Source organism: Streptomyces sp. NPDC037013, assembly GCF_055607265.1.
The window spans coordinates 435,040-453,769 of the sequence record NZ_JBVJRV010000008.1; the positions used below are offsets into that span (position 1 = coordinate 435,040).

Genomic DNA, 18,730 nt, shown 5'->3' on the forward strand with positions numbered 1-18,730 from the left:
GGCCCCGCCCCGCACCCTTCCTGCTGTTCCGCACGACTTACGACGAGAGTCCGCCGCCATGTACGAGCTGTCCCGGGTCCGCCTCTACTCCATCGGTCCGGCCGGTGCGCGCTACGCCGACACCGTGCTCGACCTGCGCGGCGTCGGCGCGGAGGTGCCCGACCCCGCTCCCACCCAGGCGGAGTTCTTCGAGGACGAGCCGGTCGGCCCGCCGCGCCGCCCCGCCCCCGCGGGCGTGCTCTTCCTGGAGAACGGCGGCGGCAAGTCCGTCCTGCTCAAGCTGATCTTCTCGGTGATGCTGCCGGGCCACCGGAACACCCTCGGCGGCGCCAGCTCCGGCGTGCTGCGCAAGTTCCTCCTCGCCGACGACTGCGGACACGTCGCCCTGGAGTGGCAGCACACCCTGACCGGAGAGTGCGTCGTCGTCGGCAAGGTCAGCGAATGGCGCGGACGCCAGGTCTCCAACGACCCGCGGAAGTTCGCCGAGGCCTGGTACTCCTTCCGGCCCGGCCCCGGCCTCAGCCTGGACTCGCTGCCCGTCGCCGAATCCACCGCCGTGCGGCCCTCCGCGGAAGGCGTATCGGGCGCGCAGGGGCGCCGGCGCACCATGAAGGGCTTCCGCGACGCCATGACCGAGGCGGTCAAGGCCTACCCGCACCTCGAAGTGCACTGGGAAGAGATCCACGACCGCTGGAACGAACACCTCGGCGACCTCGGCCTCGACCCCGAACTCTTCCGCTACCAGCGCGAGATGAACGCCGACGAGGGCGAGGCCGCCGGCCTCTTCGCCGTCAAGAAGGACTCCGACTTCACCGACCTGCTGCTGCGCGCCGTCACCGACACGCGTGACACGGACGGCCTCGCCGACCTCGTCCACGGCTTCGGCAACAAACTCGGCCGCCGCGCCGAGCTCATCGCCGAACGCGACTTCACCGCCGGCTCCGTCGACCTCCTCGGCCGCATCGTCGAGGCCGCCGACACCCGGGCACGCGCGCGTGACGTGCACGCGGGCGCCGAGCGCCGCACCCGGACCCTGGCGCGCCGGCTCTCCGCGCGGGCCGTCGAGGAGCGCGGCCGTGCCGCCGAGCTCGCCGAGCAGGTCACCACCGCCGCCCACGCCGTCACCGAGGCCGAGCAGGCACGCGGCAAGAGCGCCCTCATCTCCGCCGAACTCGCCTACCGCCACGCCTCTCTGGCGCTCACCGTCGCCGAGAAGGCCGCTGCCGCGCAGCGCCGCGAGCTCGCCGAGGCGCGCACCCTGCACTCCGCCTGGCAGGCCGCCGAAGCCGTCCTGCGGCACCGCGCCGCCGCCGACCGCTCCGCGCGCGTGGCCGTCGCCATCCGCGAGGCCGAACGGGACGCCGCGCCCGCCCTGGCCGCCCGCGCCAAGGCCGCCTCCGACCTGGTCCGCGCCCTGCACACCGCCGCCGAAGGCGCCGAGAACCTCGCGAACGAAGAGGAGGAGCGCTCCGCCGCCCTCCAGGAGACCGGTGAGAGCGCGCACCGCGACGCCACCGCCGCCGCCACCGAGGCCCAGCGCGCCCGCAGCGAGATCGGCCACCTCAAGCAGCGCCTCGCCGAGGTCGAGCAGGAGACCGCGGAGGCCGTCCGCGCGGGCTGGCTCGACGACACCGCCCCCGACGCCGACCCGGCCCGCGCCGCCCTCGCCGCGAGCGACGCGGAGAAGACCACCGTCGCCGCCTGGGACACCGCCCGCGAGGCCGCCCGCCGCGCCACCGACCACGCCAGGGAGGCGGCCGCCGCCGAATCCCGCGCCGAACTGACCGCCGCCCGCGCGTCCGACGCCGCGACCGCCGCCGAGGCCGCCCACGACGCGGAGCGCCGCACCGCCGAGTCCATCGCCGGGGACCCCCGCCTCGCCGAGCTCCTGAGCCTGCCGGCCGGGGACGGCTCCGTGCCGCGGCCCCGCAAGGGAGCCGACGCCCCCGAGACCGACGCGGACGGCACGCTCACCGTGGCGGAGCTCGACCGCTCCGCGGACGACCTGCGGGCCCTCCTCGACGAGAGCGTCGCCTCCGCCGAGCGGCAGCTGTTCGACCTGCGCACCGCCGCCGCCGACGACTCCCGCATCCTCGGCGCCCTCGGCGACGGCGGGCTGCTGCCGCCCGGCCCCGACGTCCTGGCCACCGTCGAGTTCCTCGGCGAGCACGGCATCCCCGCGCTCCCCGGCTGGCGCTACCTCGCGCAGGCCGTCGACCCCGCCGACCACGCGCGTGTGCTCGCCGCCCGGCCCGAACTGGTCGACGGCGTCGTCATCACCGACCCGGCCACCCACGCCCGCGCCCGCGAAGCCCTCGCGGACGCCGCGCTGCTGCCCCGCTCCGCCGTCGCCGTGGGCACCGCGGCCGCGCTCCTCGCCCCCACCCCGGGCGAGCAGAGCGCCGAGGACAGCGGCGTCTTCCTCGTACCGCCGAACCCGGCCATGCACGACGAGCACGCCGCCGACGAGGAGCGGCAGGCGCTGCGCGCGCGGGCCGCACGGCGCGACGAGGAGATCCGCGCGCTCGCCGTCCGCCTCGGCAAGGACCGGGAGCTCTCCGCCCGCCTCGCCTCCTGGCGCGCCGGCTGCCCCACCGGCCGCCTGGCCGAACTCGCCACCGCGGCCGAGGAGGCGCGCGCCTTCGCCGAGGAGGCCGAGGCCGAGCTCGCCGAGGCCCGGACCGCGCGCGCCGAGGCCGACGAGGCGGCGAGCGAGGCGGCACGCGTGCGTGACGAGCGCCAGGACGCCGCCCAGCGCGCCCGCCGCGCCGCCGACGCCCTCGCCGGGCTCGCCTTCCGCCTCCGCGAGCGGGCCGGCTGGCAGACCAAGCTGCGCGAACTGGCCGACGACGCCGTCGAGTCCGAGGCCCGCGCCCAGACCTGCCTGGACCGCGCCCGCGCCGCCGACGAGGACCGCCGCGCCGCCCAGCGCGCCGCCGACGACGCCCGACGCACCGCCCGCGCGCTGCGCGCCGAGCGCGCCGAGATCGCCGGCGCCCCCGAGGACGTACCGGAGGAGAGCGAGACCCCGAAGGCGTCGCTGCCCGCCCTGCGCGAGGCCTACCGCGCGGCCTCCCAGCTCTACGAGAAGGTGGGCGTCGGCGCCGACCTCCGTGCCGAGCAGGCCCGCGCCGAGAGCGACGAGAGCGCCGCCCTCGCCGAGCTCGACCGGCTCAGCAACAAGGTCCGCACCCGCGCGGCCCTGCTCCTCGAAGGCACCGACGGCTCCGACGGCCCCTCCCGGCAGGCCGCCGCCGCGCGCGCGGAGGCACAGGTCCAGCTCATCGAGGCCCGCGCGGCCACCGCGAGCGAGCAGCTCGGCCGGCTGCGCGGCGAGGCCGAGCGGCACGCCCCCGAGGACGGCGACGCCCACACCGAGCTCCCCGAGGAGCTCGTCCCCGCCGACGCCGAGCAGGCCCAGGCGCTGCTGCGCACCGCCACCGGCGAACTGGCCTCGCGCACCGAGGCGTTGAGCCGCGCCAAGGAGGCGCACGCCGCCCTGTTGCGCACCCACCGCGCCACCGAGGACGCGGCCGGCGGCTTCGAGGAGACCGCGGCCCTGCTGCGGGACCTCCTGCGCGAGCACCATGAGGACGAGTCCGAAGAGGCCCCCGAGGCCTACCCCGGCACGCTCGAAGAGGCCCGCCACTCCGCGGCCGAGGCCCGCCGCTCCCTGCGCGGCTGCGCCGCCGACCTGTCCACCGCCGAGTCCGCCGTCCGCGAGGCCAGCGACATCCTCGTACGCCACGCGAACTCCACGCGGTACGAGCAGGTGCGCACCCCCGCCCGCCAGCAGATCCGGGAACTGCCCGCGTCCGCGCTGCCCGACCACGCCAAGAAGTGGGCCGACGCCTTCGCGCCCCGGCTGCGCGTCCTCACCGACGAGCTGGAGCAGCTGGAGCGCAACCGCGACAGCATCGTCGACCGCCTCCGCGGCCTCGTCGAGTCCTCCCTCGCCACCCTGAGGTCCGCCCAGCGCCTCTCCCGACTGCCGGAGGGGCTCGGCGAGTGGTCGGGCCAGGAGTTCCTGCGGGTGCGCTTCGAGGAGCCCGACCAGGCCACGCTCGTCGAGCGGCTCGGCGAGGTCATCGACGAGGCGACGCGCGCCGCCGTGAAGAAGAACTCCGATCTGCGGCGCGACGGAATGTCCCTGCTGCTGCGCGGTGTCCAGGCCGCCCTGGAGCCGCGCGGGGTCGCCGTCGAGATCCTCAAGCCGGACGCCGTGCTCCGCGCCGAGCGCGTCCCGGTCGGACAGATGGGCGACGTGTTCTCCGGCGGCCAGCTGCTGACCGCGGCCATCGCCCTGTACTGCACGATGGCCGCGCTGCGCAGCAATGACCGGGGCCGCGACAAGCACCGCCACGCCGGCACGCTCTTCCTGGACAACCCCATCGGCCGTGCCAACGCGACGTATCTCCTGGAGCTCCAGCGGGCCGTGTCGGACGCGCTCGGCGTGCAGCTGCTGTATACGACCGGTCTGTTCGACACGACGGCGCTCGCCGAGTTCCCGCTGGTCATCCGGTTGCGGAACGACGCGGACCTGCGGGCGGGCCTCAAGTACATCAGCGTGGAGGAGCACCTGCGCCCTGGCCTGCCGCAGCAGGACCCGGACGGCGAGACGGTGCACGGGGAGATCACCGCGACACGCATGTACAAGCGGCCCGCTGCGTCCGCGCCGGTGGTCCCCGCCCAGGCGACGGCCACGCTCCGGTCGACGGACACGACCCCGACGACCGCCACTACGTAGCGAGCTGTTTGGTCAGCCACTCGTGGAAGAGCCCGATGTGGTGCTCGGTCGGCACCAGCACCCCGCCCGCACGGTAGGCGCGTGACGCCATCGCGGGCTGGGTGCGCTCGCAGGCCGCGAAGTCCTGCGTGTTGACCCGGTGGAAGAGCTCCACGGAGTGCGTCAGGTCGGCTCCGGACGCGACGACCTCGGGCGCGTACAGCCAGTCGCACTCGACGACCGTGCGGTCCTCGGCCAGCGGGAACATCCGGTGCAGGATCACGTGGTCGGGGACGAGGTTGACGAACACCGTCGGTTTCACGGTGATCGCGTAGTAGCGCCGGTCCTGCTCCTGCGACACCTCGGGGAGCCGGCCGAAGCCTTCGCTGCCGTCGACGGTGAACCCGCCGACCTCCTCGCCGAACGCGGCACCGTGCCCCACGTAGTACTGCGCGGCGAACCCGTCCGTGAACTCCGGCAGGACGTCGGTCAGTTCGGGGTGGATGGTCGCGCAGTGGTAGCACTCCATGAAGTTCTCGACGATCAGCTTCCAGTTGGCGCGCACGTCGTAGCTGACGCGCCTGCCGAGCGCGAGCCGTTCGGTGCCGTACCGCTCGATGGACGCCGCGTCGCCGAGCCGTTCGACCGCCGCGCCCATGACGGTCTCCTCGAAGGAGGGCGGATCGTCGGCCAGGCACACCCAGGCGTAGCCGAGCCACTCCCGCAGCGCCACCTTCACCAGGCCGTACGCCCCGCGGTCCACGTCCGGCATCTTCACCAGGCCGGGCGCGGCGATCAGCCTGCCGTCCAGGTCGTACGTCCAGGCGTGGTACGGGCATCGCAGGGCGCGGCGCACCCGCCCGGACTCCTCGGTGCACAGCCGGGCGCCGCGGTGGCGGCAGACGTTGAGGAAGGCACGCAGCTCACCGGTGCGCGAGCGGGTGACGAGGACGCTCTCGCGGCCCACCTGCACGGTGCGGAAGGCGCCCGGCGCGTCGATGTCGGCGGCGCGCACCGCGCAGAACCAGAGCGCTTCGAAGATACGTTCCTGCTCCTGCCGGAAGATCTCCGGGTCGGTGTAGTGGTGGCCGGGGAGGGTCGCGATGAGGCTGGGCGGCAAGGGGGTCGTCGGCACGGTTCTCGTACTCCTCAAGCGGGCGGGGCCCAAGTGCGGCCGGGGCTCAAGCGGGCGCGGCGGCGATGCGGGCGGGGTCGAAGAGCTCGATGGGATGCCGGGTGGCGCCGTCCAGGGCCAGGTCGGCGAGGATCTCCCCGACCACCGGGACGAACTTGAAGCCGTGTCCGGAGAAGCCGGCCGCGACGGTGACCGACGCCGGGTGCGCGGGATGGCGTGCGATGACGAAATGCTCGTCGGGGCTGTTGGAGTACATGCAGGTGGCGGCCTTGATGAAGTGTCCCGGCAGGGTGGGGATCAGCCGCCCCACCTGCTCCGCCATCGCGGCGACCTCGTCCTCGTGGACCGTCCGCTCGATGGTCTCCGGCGTGCAGGGCGTGCCCTTGCGGAAGAAGGCGACCTTCGCGCCGAGACCGGGTCCGTCGATGGCGGGGAAGCCGTACACCTGGACGCCCCGCGGGTCCTCCCAGATGTAGATGGGATGGCTCTCCGGGAGGAACGGGCGCTCGCCGCCGGCCGGCCGGAACCAGTACATGACCTGCCGCTCGATGGTGAACGGCACCCCCAGGTCGGTCAGCAGGCCGGGGGCCCACGCGCCCGGGCAGATCACCAGCTGCCCGGCCGTGTAGCTCTCCCCGGCGGTGTGCACGCGCACGCCGTCCCGGTAGGGCTCCCATCGCGTCATGGGCTCATCGAAGTGCAGGTCGGCGCCGTGCCGCGTGGCCAGTTGGAGGTGCGCGGCCACGGTGTTCTCGGGGCGGACCAGGCCGGCGCGCGCCTCGTACAGGGCCACCTCGTCGTCCCGCGGGGTGAGGGTGGGGAAGCGGCGGCGGATCTCCTTCGCGTCGAGCATCTCGTGGGGCAGGTCCCACCGTTCGGCGGAGAGCCGCGAACCGGAGACGGTACGGCTGTCGGGGCGCCCGAGCATCACACCGCCGCAGAGCGTCGCGATGTCCCGGCCGGTGTCGCGTTCGAGGCGGTCGTAGAGTTCGTAGGCGCGCAGCAGCAGCGGTACGTACGCGGGGTCCTCGAAGTAGGACTGGCGGGTGATGCGTGAACCGCCGTGGCTCGAACCGCGGTCGTGCACCGGACCGAACCTCTCCAGGCCGAGGACGCGCACGCCCCGCGCGGACAGGTGGTGGGCGGCGGCGCTGCCCATGCCGCCCAGACCGATCACGATCACGTCATACGTGGGGGACACCTGTGCCTCCTGGCGGCTAGCGGCGGATGCGGGCCATCTCCGGGTCGAACAGGGGCTCATCGGCGACGGTCGCGGGAACCTTCTCGCCGAAGTACTCGATGTGCACACCGGTGCCCGCCGCCAGGGGCGGCAGCCAGGCGTACGCGACGCAGCGGCCCAGGGTGTACCCGTACGAGGCGCTGGTGACGTACCCGGCAGGGGCGCCGTCGAGGTACACGGGCTCCTTGCCGAGGACGACGGCCGCCGGGTCGTCGACGAGGAGGGCGGTGAGCCTGCGCGTGGGCCGCCCAAGCCCTTCGAGCGCCGAACGCCCCACGAAATCGCCCTTGTCCATGCGGACGGCGAAGCCGACGCCCGCCTCGTAGGGGTTGTGTTCGGTGGTCATGTCGTGGCCCCAGGCGCGGTACCCCTTCTCCAGCCGCAGGCTGTTGAAGGCGGAGCGCCCGGCGGCGATCACCCCGTGCTCCCGCCCCGCCTCCCACAGCGTGTCCCACAGGCACAGCCCCAGGTCGGCGGTGGTGTACAGCTCCCAGCCCAGTTCGCCGACGTACGACAGGCGCATCGCGGTCACCGGGACGTGCCCGATGTACGTCTGCCTCGCCCTGAAGTAGCCGAACGCCTCGTGCGAGAAGTCGTCGCGGGTGAGCGGCTGGACGAGCGCGCGGGCCAGCGGGCCCCAGACCCCGACGCAGCAGGTCCCCGAGGTGATGTCCCTGAGGTGCACGTCGTCGGGGGCGTGGCGGAGCAGCCAGTCGAGGTCGGCGGGGGAGTTGGCGCCCACCTGGAAGCGGTCCGCGGCGAGCCGCGCCACCGTCAGGTCGGACCGGACGCCGCCCGCCTCGTCGAGGAGCAGGGTGTAGGTGACCGAACCCGGCTTCTTGGCCAGGTTGTTGGAGGTCATGCGCTGCAGGAAGGCGAGCGAGCCGGGGCCGGTGACCTCCAGGCGGCGCAGCGGCGTCATGTCGTACAGGGCGACGCGTTCGCGGGTGGCGCGCGCCTCGGCCGCCGCGACGGGCGACCAGTGACGGGCCGACCAGGCGTCCCGCTCCGGCAGCTCGACGGCCTCGGCCAGCGGGGTGTTGGCCTCGTACCAGTGCGGGCGCTCCCAGCCGCCGCCTTCCAGGAAGACCGCCCCCAACTCCCGTTGGCGCGTGTGGAAGGGGCTGACCCGTAGGGGGCGCGGGCGGTCCATCGGCTGGAGCGGATGGATGATGTCGTACACCTCGACGAACTGCCGCACGCCGCGCTCCGCCACGTACGCGGGGGAGCGCTGCATGTCCTCGAAGCGCGTCAGGTCGCAGTCGTGCACGTCGAGCGAGGGCCGCCCGTCGACCATCCACTCGGCGACCGCCCTGGCGACGCCCGCGGAGTGCGTGACCCAGACCGACTCGGCGAGCCAGAACCCGCGCAGCGCACGGGACTCGCCGAGCACCGGCATGCCGTCGGGCGTGAAGGAGAAGACGCCGTTGAAGCCCTCGGCGACCTCCGCGTCCCGCAGGGCGGGGAGCAGCCGTCGGCACTCCGCCCAGCTCGGCGCGAAGTCCTCAGGGGTGAAGGGGTACGAGGACGGCATGGGCTCGGCGTCGTCGTAGGCGGGGACCGCGAACGGGTCCACGGGCATCGGCCGGTGCGCGTACGAGCCGATGCCGATGCGGTCCGTGTGCTCGCGGAAGTACAGGTCCCGGTCCTGGTGGCGGAGGATCGGCCGGCAGGCCTCGGCGCGCGGTCCGTCGACGCCCGCGAGCTCGGGCAGCGGCGTCGTCCGCACGTACTGGTGGGCCAGCGGCAGCAGAGGCACGTCGACGCCCGCCATCCGTCCGATCACCGGCCCCCAGAAGCCGGCCGCCGAGACGACGTGGTCGGCCGGGAAGGTGCCGCGGTCGGTGACGACGGCGGTGACGCGGCCGCCGTCCCGTTCGATGCCCGTCACGGTGTGCCGGTCGAGGAATCGCGCGCCACGCGCGCGTGCCCGTTCCAGCTGCGCGCGACAGGCGGGCACGGCGCGGGCCAGGCCGTCGCCGGGCGTGTACAGGCCGCCGTACACCTGGCTCTCGTCGATCAGCGGGGCCAGCTCCTTGCAGCGGGCCGGGCCGACGAGCCCGGCGTCGATGCCCCAGGACGCGGCGAGGCCCGCCTTGCGGTGCAGGTCGGCCCAGCGCTCCGGGGTGGTGGCGAGCTCAAGGCCGCCGACCCGGTCGAAGCAGGGGAGGCCGTCCGCCTCCAGGGAGGTGAACTTCTCCACGGTGTACGCGGCGAACGCCGTCAGCGTCTTGGAGGGGCTCGTACGGAAGACCAGGCCCGGCGCGTGCGAGGTGGAGCCGCCCGGCGCGGGCAGGGGCCCCTGGTCGAGCACGGTGACGTCGGTCCAGCCGCGGGCGGTCAGCTCGTCGGCGAGGGAGCAGCCGACGATGCCGGCCCCGATGAGGACCACGCGGGGGCCGGTGGCCCGGCCGCCGCTCACAGGACCACCACCGAGCGCAGGACCTCGCCCCGGCGCATGCGCGCGAACGCCTCCTCCACCTCGTCGGGGCCGATCGTCTCGGAGACGAAGCCGCCCAGGTCGAGGCGGCGGCTCAGGTACTGGTCGACGAGGATCGGGAAGTCCCGGGTGGGCAGGCAGTCGCCGTACCAGGACGACTTGAGGGCGCCGCCGCGCGAGAAGAGGTCGATCAGCGGCAGGTCGACGGTCATCTCCGGATCGGGCACGCCGACCTGGACGAGCACACCGGCGTGATCACGCATGTAGAAGGCCTGCTTGTACGTCGAGGGGATGCCGACCGCGTCGATCGCGACGTCGACGCCGTGGCCGCCGGTCAGCTCGCGCACCGCCGAAACCGGTTCGGTGCCCCGGGAGTTGACGGTGTGCGTGGCGCCGAACCGGGTTGCCCCGTCCAGTTTCGCGTCGTCGATGTCGACGGCGATGACCCGGCGGGCGCCGGACAGGGACGCCCCGGCGATGGCGGCGTTCCCGACACCTCCGCAGCCGATGACGGCGACGGTGTCGCCGCGGCCCACCCCGCCGGTGTTCACCGCGGCCCCGTACCCCGCCATGACGCCGCAGCCGATCAGCGCCACCGCCTCCGGGCGCGCCGCCGGATCGACCTTCACCGCCTGCCCGGCGGCGACCAGCGTCTTCTCGGCGAAGGCACCGATGCCCAGGGCCGGGGTGAGCGGTGTGCCGTCCAGGAGCGTCATGGGCCGGGTGGCGTTGCGCGAGTCGAAGCAGTACCAGGGGCGGCCGCGCAGGCAGGACCGGCAGGTGCCGCAGGGCGCGCGCCAGGCGATCACGACGCAGTCGCCGGGGACGAGATCGGCGACGTCCGCGCCGACCGCCTCGACGGTGCCGGCGGCTTCGTGGCCGAGCAGGAACGGGAAGTCGTCGCTGATCGCGCCCTCCCGGTAGTGCAGATCCGTGTGGCAGACCCCGCAGGCCCGCAGGGAGACGAGGACCTCTCCGGGACCGGGATCTGGCACGACGATCGTCTGCACCTCGACGGGTGCGCCCTTCTTGGGGGCAACGACGGCACGGACCTCGTGGGGCACGGCCAGACTCCTCTGCTGTTGCGCGCGGCGTGGCGGGAGTTGTTGCGCACTGCACGTTCGGTTGCGCTATGGGAGACATACTGGGAATGCCATCAAGAGGCCGTCAAGGGGGCGGAGCAAGCCTTCGCAATTCCGTGGGGAGGGCGTGGGGGCGGACTTCCGTGGGTGCGGCTCGCGGGTGGCGGGTGGCAGTGGTAGTCCGCGGGTGGCGGGCACGGGTGGTGGCACGCCGAAGGGCGGGACCGGTGGCTCCCGGTCCCGCCCTCACGCGCGTGTGCGCCGCCTCAGCGGCCCCGACAGAGCGTCAGAACCCGTACCCCATCCGCCGGGAGAGCTCCACGGACGCCGCGACGGTGCGCTTGGCGAGCTCGGTCAGCCGGTCCTCGGTCACCCGGTAGACAGGACCCGACGCGCTGATCGCCCCGATCACCTTGCCGTCGTGCGCCCGCACCGGCGCGGCGACGGCGGCCAGGCCCACCTCCAACTCCTCGACGGCGACGGCGAATCCCTGCTCGACCACCGTCTCCAACTCGCCGCGCAGCGCTACCGTGCCGGTCACCGTGTGCTCGGTGAGGCGCGGCAGGGTGCGTGCCATCAGCCCCTCGCGCAGGGTCGTCGGCAGGTGCGCGAGCAGCACCTTTCCGCTGGACGTCGCGTGCAGCGGGGTGCGCCGGCCCAGCCAGTTCTGCGCGGTCACCGAGGCCGGGCCGCGGGCCTGCATGATGTTGACCGCGGCGTCGTCGTCCAGGACCGCGATGTTGACCGTCTCGCCCAGCTCGTCCGCGAGTTCCCGGCAGACCGGGCCGCCCTCCTGCGAGATGTCCATGCGCACTGCCGCCGCCCCCGCGAGGCGGAGTACGCCGGCGCCCAGGAAGTACTTCCCGCGGTCCTTGGCCTGGCCGACGAGGCCGCGGTTCTCCAGTACGCCGAGGAGCCGGAACGCCGTGGACTTGTGCACGCCGAGCTCGTCCGCGATCTCGGTGACCCCGGCCTCCCCGTGGCGCGCGAGGATCTCCAGGACGCTCACCGCACGGTCCACGGACTGGACGGATCCGGCCGCCCCCTTCGGCTGGCCCGCACGCGGTTCCCCGCGCGGCGCCCCGTTCTGATCAGCCTGTTTGCGCTCGCCCGTCATATCTGAACTCTCACCACCTGGCGGCCTGTTGAAGCCGCGTTGTCGGGAAGCCCTTGACGCGATGGGCGCCCCACCCGGATTCTGTTGCGCATAGCGCTCCCTCGTGCGCCATGCGAAACATCATGTTACCGAAGGGTCTTGGCCCCCAGCGGGCCCAGGACCGGGCCGAATGACACCAGAGGGGGGCCCATGATCCCCGTATGCCGCCTCGAAGACCTCCCCGTGGGCGAATCCGTCCGCCTAGACACCACGCCGCCCGTCGCGGTGTTCAACGCCGACGGCGAGCTCTTCGCCATCGACGACACATGCAGCCATCAGGACGCCTCCCTGTCGGAGGGGTGGCTGGAGGGCTGCCTGGTCGAATGCCCGTTGCACGCCGCGACATTCGATCTCCGTACGGGCCGGCCCACGTGCCTGCCCGCGCGCCGCCCCGTCCGCACCCACCAGGTGTACGTCGAGGACGGTGTCGTCCACGTACACCTCGCGGGCGACGCTCTGGTCGGGCAGGGCGCCGTCCACGGAACCCCGCACGGCGCCGAGCGCGAAGTGGCCGCCGACCCGCCCGCCACGGGGAAAGGGTCCGCGGCGTGAGGCCCCTGGAGACCGTCGTCGTGGTGGGCGCCTCGCTCGCCGGACTGTACGCGGCACGGGAACTGCGTGCCCAGGGGTTCGACGGCCGCCTGGTCCTCGTCGGCGCCGAGCCGCACCTCCCGTACGACCGGCCGCCCCTGTCGAAGACCTTCCTGACCGGCGCCGGGGACGAGGACCAACTCGCCCTCTGCGACGGGGAGGAGAGCGCGGAACTCGCCGCCGAATGGGTCCTCGGCATCCGTGCCCGGGCCCTCGACGCCCGGAGCCGCACGGTCGTCCTCGACGACGGGCGCACCCTGGCCGGCGACGGCGTCGTCATCGCCACCGGGGCGGCCGCCCGCCGCCTGCCCGGGCCACCGCTCGCGGGCGTCCACACCCTGCGCACCCTCGACGACGCACGCGCCCTGCGCGCGGACCTGACCGGGGGAGCCCGGCGCGTGGTGGTGATCGGCGGCGGCTTCATCGGCGCCGAGACGGCCTCCTCGTGCGTGGCACTCGGCCACGACGTCACGGTGGTCGAGGCCGCGCCCGTGCCGCTCGCGGCCCCCCTCGGCACCGAGATGGCGGCGGTCTGCGCGCGCCTGCACGCCCGTGGCGGCGCGCGACTGCTGACGGGGTGCGGGGTGGCGGGAGTGCGCGGCACCTCCCGGGGCATCCACGCCGTGGAGCTCTCCGACGGTCGGCTGCTCGCCGCCGATGTGGTGGTCGTCGGCATCGGAGCCTCCCCGCACACCGACTGGCTCGCGGGCTCCCCTCTCGCCCTGGCCGACGGCGTCCTCTGCGACGACGGCTGTGTCACCGCGCTGCCGAACGTCGTCGCGGTCGGCGACGTCGCCCGGGCCGGCGGGACCCGCGCCGAACACTGGACCAGCGCCACAGAGCAACCACGCGTCGCGGTACGGAACTTGCTCGCCGGGCACACCGTGGAGACGATGCGTGCCGTGCCGTATTTCTGGTCGGACCAGTACGGCTCGCGGGTGCAGTTCGCCGGCCGGCGGGGAGCCGACGACACCGTGCGCATCGTCGAGGGTTCGCCGGATGTGGAGGACGGGGGCGGCTTCCTGGCGGTGTACGAGCAGGCGGGCCGCACCACGGCGGTCCTCGCGGTCGACCGGGCCCGCCCGTTCATGAAGTCGCGCAGGAGCCTGGCGGCCGCCGTCGCAGCAGAGCCGGTGGCCGAGCCCCCGGAGCCGGCCGCTCCCACCGAACTCGCCGTGCGGCCCGTGGCGGGACGCGTGACGGAGGCGGCGACCGTCTAAGGGTGACGGCAGCCCGAGGGGCGGCGGCACTCTGAAGACCGGCTGGGCCGGACCCCGTCCGGGACACCCAGCCCCGCCCCCCCCGCACACCAGGACCCGCGCAACCACGCAACCGCGCAGCCGCGCCTCAGGAGTGCGACAGCTGACCCGACCGGCCGTGCCGGCGTATGCGCTCCTTGCCGCGCGCCTCGGTCCTCGCCTGACGGCGGGCCCTGCGCCGCTCGCGCCGCAGCCGCCGCGCCGTGCTGCTCGGCATCGAGACGACTCCATGTCGCTGGTTCCACACCTGGCGCGTCACCCACACGTCGAGGACGCTCCATGTGGCCACGACCGTGCTGGCCACGCTGCTCAGCACCATGGGGAAGGAGAGCCAGGACCCCGCCAGGGCGGCGAGGACGGCGACCATCGCCTGGACGAGCGTGACCGCGACTATGATCACGGCGCGCACCGCGGCCGTCCGCACCGGATCAGGCAGCCGCCTCCTGCGGGCGGGCTCCTCCACCCACAACGGCGGCCGCTCTGCCGGGTGTTCACGTCCCCGTGCTTCCAGGGGACTCCGTGCGCGGACGTCATGGTCGCGCACGTCGCGCCCCTCGCGTCCGTCGCGGCCGAGCCCCCGCTCCTCGGGGGCGGCCGCCGCGTGCCGCGCCTCCTCCTCGGCCGCACCGGCCCCGTCAGCGGCGGCGCCGCCCCCGGACGCCCTGTGGCGCTCTGCCGTGCCCATCATTTCGTCACTCCCCCCGCTGCTTCGCGGCCGTCCATGGCGCACCCTCCGGACAGATCCTTCGGCCGTCCTCCGGCCTCTGGCCCAACTCACCACTGGCTGCCCGTTTTACTGCGCTTTATGTCGCCTGCCCGGCGGCGTGCCCTGGATCCGCGACTCTCTGCCTGAAGGACGAACGGGAGATCCCAAAGATTCCCGCTCCGCTTCCTCGAAGCGAAGAGATTCGGCCAACTGGCGTGCGTGGAACGGTGGATGGGGCATGGAAGCAGGTGCCACATGCTGGGACGCAATCTCCCGTAATGGAGGGACAACTGCGGACGTCCCTTTCGCGTCACGGCCGAAAAGCGTTCGGATGTGCCTTCGAGTTGCTCGTGAGTCAGTAGTAGGCTCGCGCCGTTTGTTGACGCACATGTGTGCCCCTGGCCCGTGCAACGGCCTCAGGGGGCCGATCTGGGGGAGGCCATGCGCTTTCGCGGGAAGTCCATCCGCCGGAAGATCGTGGCGCTGCTGATCGTGCCGCTGCTCTCCCTCACCGCCATCTGGGGCTTCGCCACCGTCGTCACGGGGCGCCAGGCGCTGAGCCTCGTGGACTCGGTCAACGTCTTCGACAAGCTCGCCTATCCGGTGGAGGACACGGCCCGCGTCATCCAGCAGGAGCGCCGCCAGTCCCTCATCTACCTCGCCGACCCACGGGCGTCGGACGCTCTCGCCGCGCTGCGCCGCAGCCGCAGCGCGACCGACGGGATGATCGACAAGATCCGGGCCAACGCCGAGGACCCGGACGTCCGGGACGGCATCAACGGCGAGTCGCGCAAGCGTCTCGACGCGCTCGTCGAGGCGCTCGACGGCATCGAGCCGGTCCGTCAGAGCGTCGAGGAGTCCACGATCACCAGGGCCGAGGCCCTGACGATGTACACCAAGCTGATCGACCCCTACTTCGACCTGCTCAGCACCCTCAACGGCTTCTCCGGTCTCGACGACACCGAGTACGACCAGCAGGGCCGCGCGCTCGTCGGCGCCACCCGCATGCGCGAACTGCTCTCCCGCGAGGACGCGGTGATCGCTTCGGCGCTCGTCGTGGGACGGATCACCAAGTCCGAGATCCGTCAGATCACCGAGCTCCGGGCCCAGCGCTCCATCCTCGCCGAAGTGCACTGGCCGCAGATCTCCGAGGACGAGCTCGCCCGGTTCAAGCGCTACTGGAGCGGCGCCGAGGTCGCCCAGTTGAGCAAGGCCGAGAACGATGTCATCGACTCCGGTGCCGGCACTCCGCGCGCGGTGACGTTCGACCACTGGGACCGGGTCGCCGGCCGGGTCCTGAAGCAGCTCTCCGAGAACAACATCGAGGCGACCGACCGCTTCCAGGGCCGTGTCGAACCGGCCGCCGTCAAGGTCATCGTGCGGGTCATCGCGGCCGGTGTGCTCGGTCTGCTCGCCCTGCTCGTCTCCCTCTTCCTGTCCGTACGCATCGGCCGCGGCCTCATCCGCGACCTGCGGCGCCTGCGCCTGGAGGCCCACGAGGCGTCCGGCGTCCGGCTGCCCGGCGTGCTGCGCCGCCTGGCGGCGGGCGAGCAGGTCGACGTGGAGACCGAGGCGCCCCGGCTCACCTACGGCAAGGACGAGATCGGGCAGGTCGGACAGGCCCTCAACACCCTGCAGCGCGCCGCCGTCGAGGCCACCGTCAAACAGGCCGACCTGCGCCGCGGCGTCTCCGAGGTCTTCGTCAACCTCGCCCGCCGCAGCCAGGTCCTGCTGCACAAGCAGCTCACTCTCCTCGACACCATGGAGCGCAGGACCGAGGACACCGACGAACTCGCCGACCTCTTCCGCCTCGACCACCTGACCACCCGCATGCGGCGGCACGCCGAGGGCCTCGTGATCCTCTCCGGTGCGGCCCCCTCCCGCCAGTGGCGCAAGCCCGTCCAGCTCATGGACGTCGTCCGGGCCGCCGTCGCCGAGGTCGAGGACTACGAACGCATCGAGGTGCGCAGGCTGCCCCGCATCGCGGTCACCGGGCCCGCGGTCGCCGACCTCACCCACCTGCTGGCCGAACTCCTGGAGAACGCCACGGTGTTCTCGCCCCCGCACACGGGGGTCCAGGTCCTCGGCGAGCACGTCGCCAACGGCTTCACCCTGGAGATCCACGACCGCGGCCTCGGCATGACCGCCGACGCACTCCTCGACGCCAACCTGCGCCTCGCGGAGACCCCCGAGTTCGAGCTGTCCGACACCGACCGGCTCGGCCTGTTCGTGGTCAGCCGGCTGGCGCAGCGCCAGCGCGTCCGCGTCTCCCTGCAGCCCTCTCCGTACGGGGGCACGACCGCCGTCGTCTTCGTACCGGAGTCGCTGCTCACCGACGACGTGCCCGACACCGGCGGCTACCGGCTCGACCGGCCGCGGAGCAAGGAACCCGCCGCGGGCCCCGACAGGGCGGCCGAGCGCACCGCGGCCCTCGCCCAGGTGCCCGTGCAACTGCCCGGCCTGCCCGCCTCCGTACTCGACGGCCCCGTCGAACTGGAGGCGCCCGTCGGCCTCGCCGACCTCGACGCCTTCCCGGGCGCACTCGACGACGAGGACAGCGAGCGCGGCGGCATCTTCCGGCCGCGCCGCCGGGTGGCCGGCAGCCCCGGCGAGCAGCACCAGCAGGCCCGCGACGACCGCGAGGCCGGCCGCGCGGAGCCGACCCGCAGGGACGCCCCGCCCGCCCACCTCGACGACGATCCCGCCGAGGACGTCCACGGCGGCCCGGTCCCGTTGCCGCGCCGCAGGACGCCCAAGCTCGTCCGCTCGAACGGCCGCCCGGTGACGCACACCAGGCCGCAGGACAGCCGGTTCCCCGAGGGCGGGGCGCAGGACGGCGGGTTCCCCGAGGACCGACCCCTGGCCCCCGCCGCCGAGGACGAGATCCCCGAGCGCTCGCCGCAGCGGCCCGGTTGGCCCGATCTCCGTCCGCCGCACCGGGACGTCACGGCCGTCGACGACGCGCCGAACGAGCTCCCCCGGCGCGGCCGCCGCACCGCCGCACAGGACCGTTTCACCCAGGACCGTTTCACCCAGGACCGCTCGCTTGCGCCGGAGCGCCCTCCCCGGACGGCACCTGGGCTCCGTCCGGCCGCGGCGCCCGACCAGGCCCCGGCCCGCACCACCGACACGGATCAGGACCGGGGCCAGGACCAAGGCCGCGGTCAGGACCGGGGCACTCCCATGACCGGCCCGGGCGGGCTGCCGCGCCGTGTCCGGCAGGCCAGCCTCGCCCCGCAGTTGAAGGCCGGACCCGATCGTCGCCCCGACCGTGCCGAGGCCCGGCCGGAAGAGCGCGACGCGGAAGAGGTACGCAGCCGCATGGCCTCGCTCCAGCGGGGCTGGCAGCGCGGCCGTGACGAGAATGCCGCGGGCGACGACGCCACGAACGGCACAGCACCAGGAACGACATCCGAGGGGGACGGTCGATGACCGCACCGAATGCCGACGCACGCATGACCACGACCGGGGGACGGGGAGAGCTGAACTGGCTCCTCGACGACCTGGTGCAGCGCGTCGCCAGCATCCGCAAGGCGCTCGTGCTCTCCGGGGACGGCCTGCCGACCGGTGTGTCGAAGGACCTGACCAGAGAGGACAGCGAGCACCTCGCCGCCGTCGCCTCCGGTTTCCACAGCCTCGCCAAGGGCGTCGGGCGGCACTTCGAGGCGGGCAGGGTCCGCCAGACCGTGGTCGAGCTCGACGACGCGTTCCTCTTCGTCACTGCGGCGGGCGACGGCAGCTGCCTCGCCGTCCTCGCGGACGCGGACTCCGACGTCGGCCTGGTGGCGTACGAGATGACGCTGCTGGTCAAGCGGGTGGGTGTGCATTTGGGGACGGCTCCGCGCACGGATCTGTCCGCCGGGGGGTAGTGGGAGGTCATGAATGACGACGAACGAAGGACGCAGAGAACACAGAGAGCACACATAACGCAGAGAACGCAGACGGCACAGAGAACGCAGAGAACGAGGACAGAGGCCGGGCGGAAGCCGGCGGGGGTGCAGGAGTCGCCCCGCTGGTTCGACGACGACGCCGGCCCCGTGGTGCGCCCGTACGCGATGACGCGCGGGCGCACCACGAGCAACGGCCAGCACCGGCTCGACCTGATCGCGGTCGTCATCACCGAGGAGCGGGCCTCCGGTGTCCCGGAGGCCGACCAGACGCTGTCTCCCGAACACGTCGACATCGTCGAGCTCTGCCGTGACACGCCCCAGTCCGTCGCCGAACTCGCGGCCGGGCTCGACCTGCCGATCGGCGTGGTGCGCGTGCTCATCGGCGACCTCGTCGACGACGAACTGGTGCACGTGACCCGTCCCGTGCCCCCCGCCGAGCTGCCGGACGAGAGTATTCTGCGCGACGTGATCGACGGCCTCCGGGCGCTCTGAACAGCGCGGAAGC

General features: G+C 73.6%; 12 protein-coding genes. 6 read left to right on the forward strand and 6 right to left on the reverse strand.

Going from position 1 to position 18,730, the window contains the following annotated elements; translation table 11 throughout:
- Positions 1–58 precede the first annotated feature (58 nt).
- Complete coding sequence (locus tag ACZ7DY_RS30410) at positions 59–4,747, forward strand: hypothetical protein (RefSeq protein WP_471140813.1); 4,689 nt, start codon at positions 59–61, stop codon at positions 4,745–4,747.
- Here ACZ7DY_RS30410 and ACZ7DY_RS30415 read toward each other — a convergent pair.
- The 5 genes from ACZ7DY_RS30415 to ACZ7DY_RS30435 all read right to left on the reverse strand — a co-directional run bounded on the left by ACZ7DY_RS30415 (position 4,740) and on the right by ACZ7DY_RS30435 (position 11,740).
- Complete coding sequence (locus tag ACZ7DY_RS30415) at positions 4,740–5,861, reverse strand: aromatic ring-hydroxylating oxygenase subunit alpha (RefSeq protein WP_471140815.1); 1,122 nt, start codon at positions 5,859–5,861, stop codon at positions 4,740–4,742. The two genes, ACZ7DY_RS30410 and ACZ7DY_RS30415, sit on opposite strands and share 8 nt — an antisense overlap.
- Before the next feature lie 46 nt (positions 5,862–5,907).
- The gene (gene solA, locus ACZ7DY_RS30420) at positions 5,908–7,062 is read right to left on the reverse strand and encodes an N-methyl-L-tryptophan oxidase (protein WP_471140818.1); all 1,155 of its coding nucleotides are present in this window, start codon (positions 7,060–7,062) and stop codon (positions 5,908–5,910) included.
- A gap of 16 nt (positions 7,063–7,078) precedes the next feature.
- Positions 7,079–9,523 carry a GcvT family protein gene (locus tag ACZ7DY_RS30425; protein WP_471140821.1) on the reverse strand — a complete coding sequence of 815 codons (2,445 nt, stop codon included), beginning with the start codon at positions 9,521–9,523 and terminating at the stop codon, positions 7,079–7,081.
- A complete protein-coding gene (locus ACZ7DY_RS30430) occupies positions 9,520–10,605 on the reverse strand; it encodes an S-(hydroxymethyl)mycothiol dehydrogenase (protein WP_471140823.1) in 1,086 nt (361 codons plus the stop codon). Before ACZ7DY_RS30430 ends, ACZ7DY_RS30425 begins: the two co-directional genes overlap by 4 nt.
- 304 nt (positions 10,606–10,909) lie before the next feature.
- On the reverse strand, positions 10,910–11,740 hold the full coding sequence (locus ACZ7DY_RS30435) for an IclR family transcriptional regulator (RefSeq protein ID WP_471140826.1): 831 nt from the start codon (positions 11,738–11,740) through the stop codon (positions 10,910–10,912).
- Between the two features lie 189 nt (positions 11,741–11,929).
- On the opposite strand from ACZ7DY_RS30435, the gene ACZ7DY_RS30440 reads away from it, so the two are divergent.
- Both ACZ7DY_RS30440 and ACZ7DY_RS30445 read left to right on the forward strand, forming a co-directional pair.
- A complete protein-coding gene (locus ACZ7DY_RS30440) occupies positions 11,930–12,331 on the forward strand; it encodes a bifunctional 3-phenylpropionate/cinnamic acid dioxygenase ferredoxin subunit (protein WP_471140827.1) in 402 nt (133 codons plus the stop codon).
- A gap of 5 nt (positions 12,332–12,336) precedes the next feature.
- Positions 12,337–13,590, forward strand: coding sequence for an NAD(P)/FAD-dependent oxidoreductase (locus ACZ7DY_RS30445; RefSeq protein WP_471140920.1), 1,254 nt, complete (start codon positions 12,337–12,339; stop codon positions 13,588–13,590).
- Positions 13,591–13,717: 127 nt separating this feature from the next.
- Here the strand turns inward: ACZ7DY_RS30445 and ACZ7DY_RS30450 are convergent, their stop codons facing one another.
- Positions 13,718–14,314: a hypothetical protein gene (locus ACZ7DY_RS30450; protein WP_471140923.1), complete on the reverse strand. Its 597-nt coding sequence runs from the start codon at positions 14,312–14,314 to the stop codon at positions 13,718–13,720.
- 462 nt (positions 14,315–14,776) lie between these two features.
- On the opposite strand from ACZ7DY_RS30450, the gene ACZ7DY_RS30455 reads away from it, so the two are divergent.
- The 3 genes from ACZ7DY_RS30455 (at position 14,777) to ACZ7DY_RS30465 (ending at position 18,717) form a co-directional block, all read left to right on the forward strand.
- Positions 14,777–17,767 (forward strand): sensor histidine kinase, encoded by a 2,991-nt coding sequence (locus ACZ7DY_RS30455; protein ID WP_471140829.1) that lies wholly within the window; start codon positions 14,777–14,779, stop codon positions 17,765–17,767.
- Complete coding sequence (locus ACZ7DY_RS30460; protein WP_471140832.1) at positions 17,764–18,204, forward strand: roadblock/LC7 domain-containing protein; 441 nt, start codon at positions 17,764–17,766, stop codon at positions 18,202–18,204. The genes ACZ7DY_RS30455 and ACZ7DY_RS30460 overlap by 4 nt, the downstream gene beginning before the upstream one ends.
- A 126-nt stretch (positions 18,205–18,330) precedes the next feature.
- Positions 18,331–18,717, forward strand: a complete 387-nt coding sequence (locus ACZ7DY_RS30465; RefSeq protein WP_471140833.1) for a DUF742 domain-containing protein — start codon at positions 18,331–18,333, stop codon at positions 18,715–18,717.
- The last annotated feature ends 13 nt before the right edge of the window (positions 18,718–18,730 follow it).

Coding starts and splice junctions, on each gene's coding strand:
- ACZ7DY_RS30455 (WP_471140829.1), top strand. CDS start 14,777: ATGCGCTTTCGCGGGAAGTCCATCCGCCGGAAGATCGTGGCGCTGCTG.
- ACZ7DY_RS30435 (WP_471140826.1), bottom strand. CDS start 11,740: ATGACGGGCGAGCGCAAACAGGCTGATCAGAACGGGGCGCCGCGCGGG.
- ACZ7DY_RS30440 (WP_471140827.1), top strand. CDS start 11,930: ATGATCCCCGTATGCCGCCTCGAAGACCTCCCCGTGGGCGAATCCGTC.
- ACZ7DY_RS30460 (WP_471140832.1), top strand. CDS start 17,764: ATGACCGCACCGAATGCCGACGCACGCATGACCACGACCGGGGGACGG.
- ACZ7DY_RS30410 (WP_471140813.1), top strand. CDS start 59: ATGTACGAGCTGTCCCGGGTCCGCCTCTACTCCATCGGTCCGGCCGGT.
- ACZ7DY_RS30450 (WP_471140923.1), bottom strand. CDS start 14,314: ATGGGCACGGCAGAGCGCCACAGGGCGTCCGGGGGCGGCGCCGCCGCT.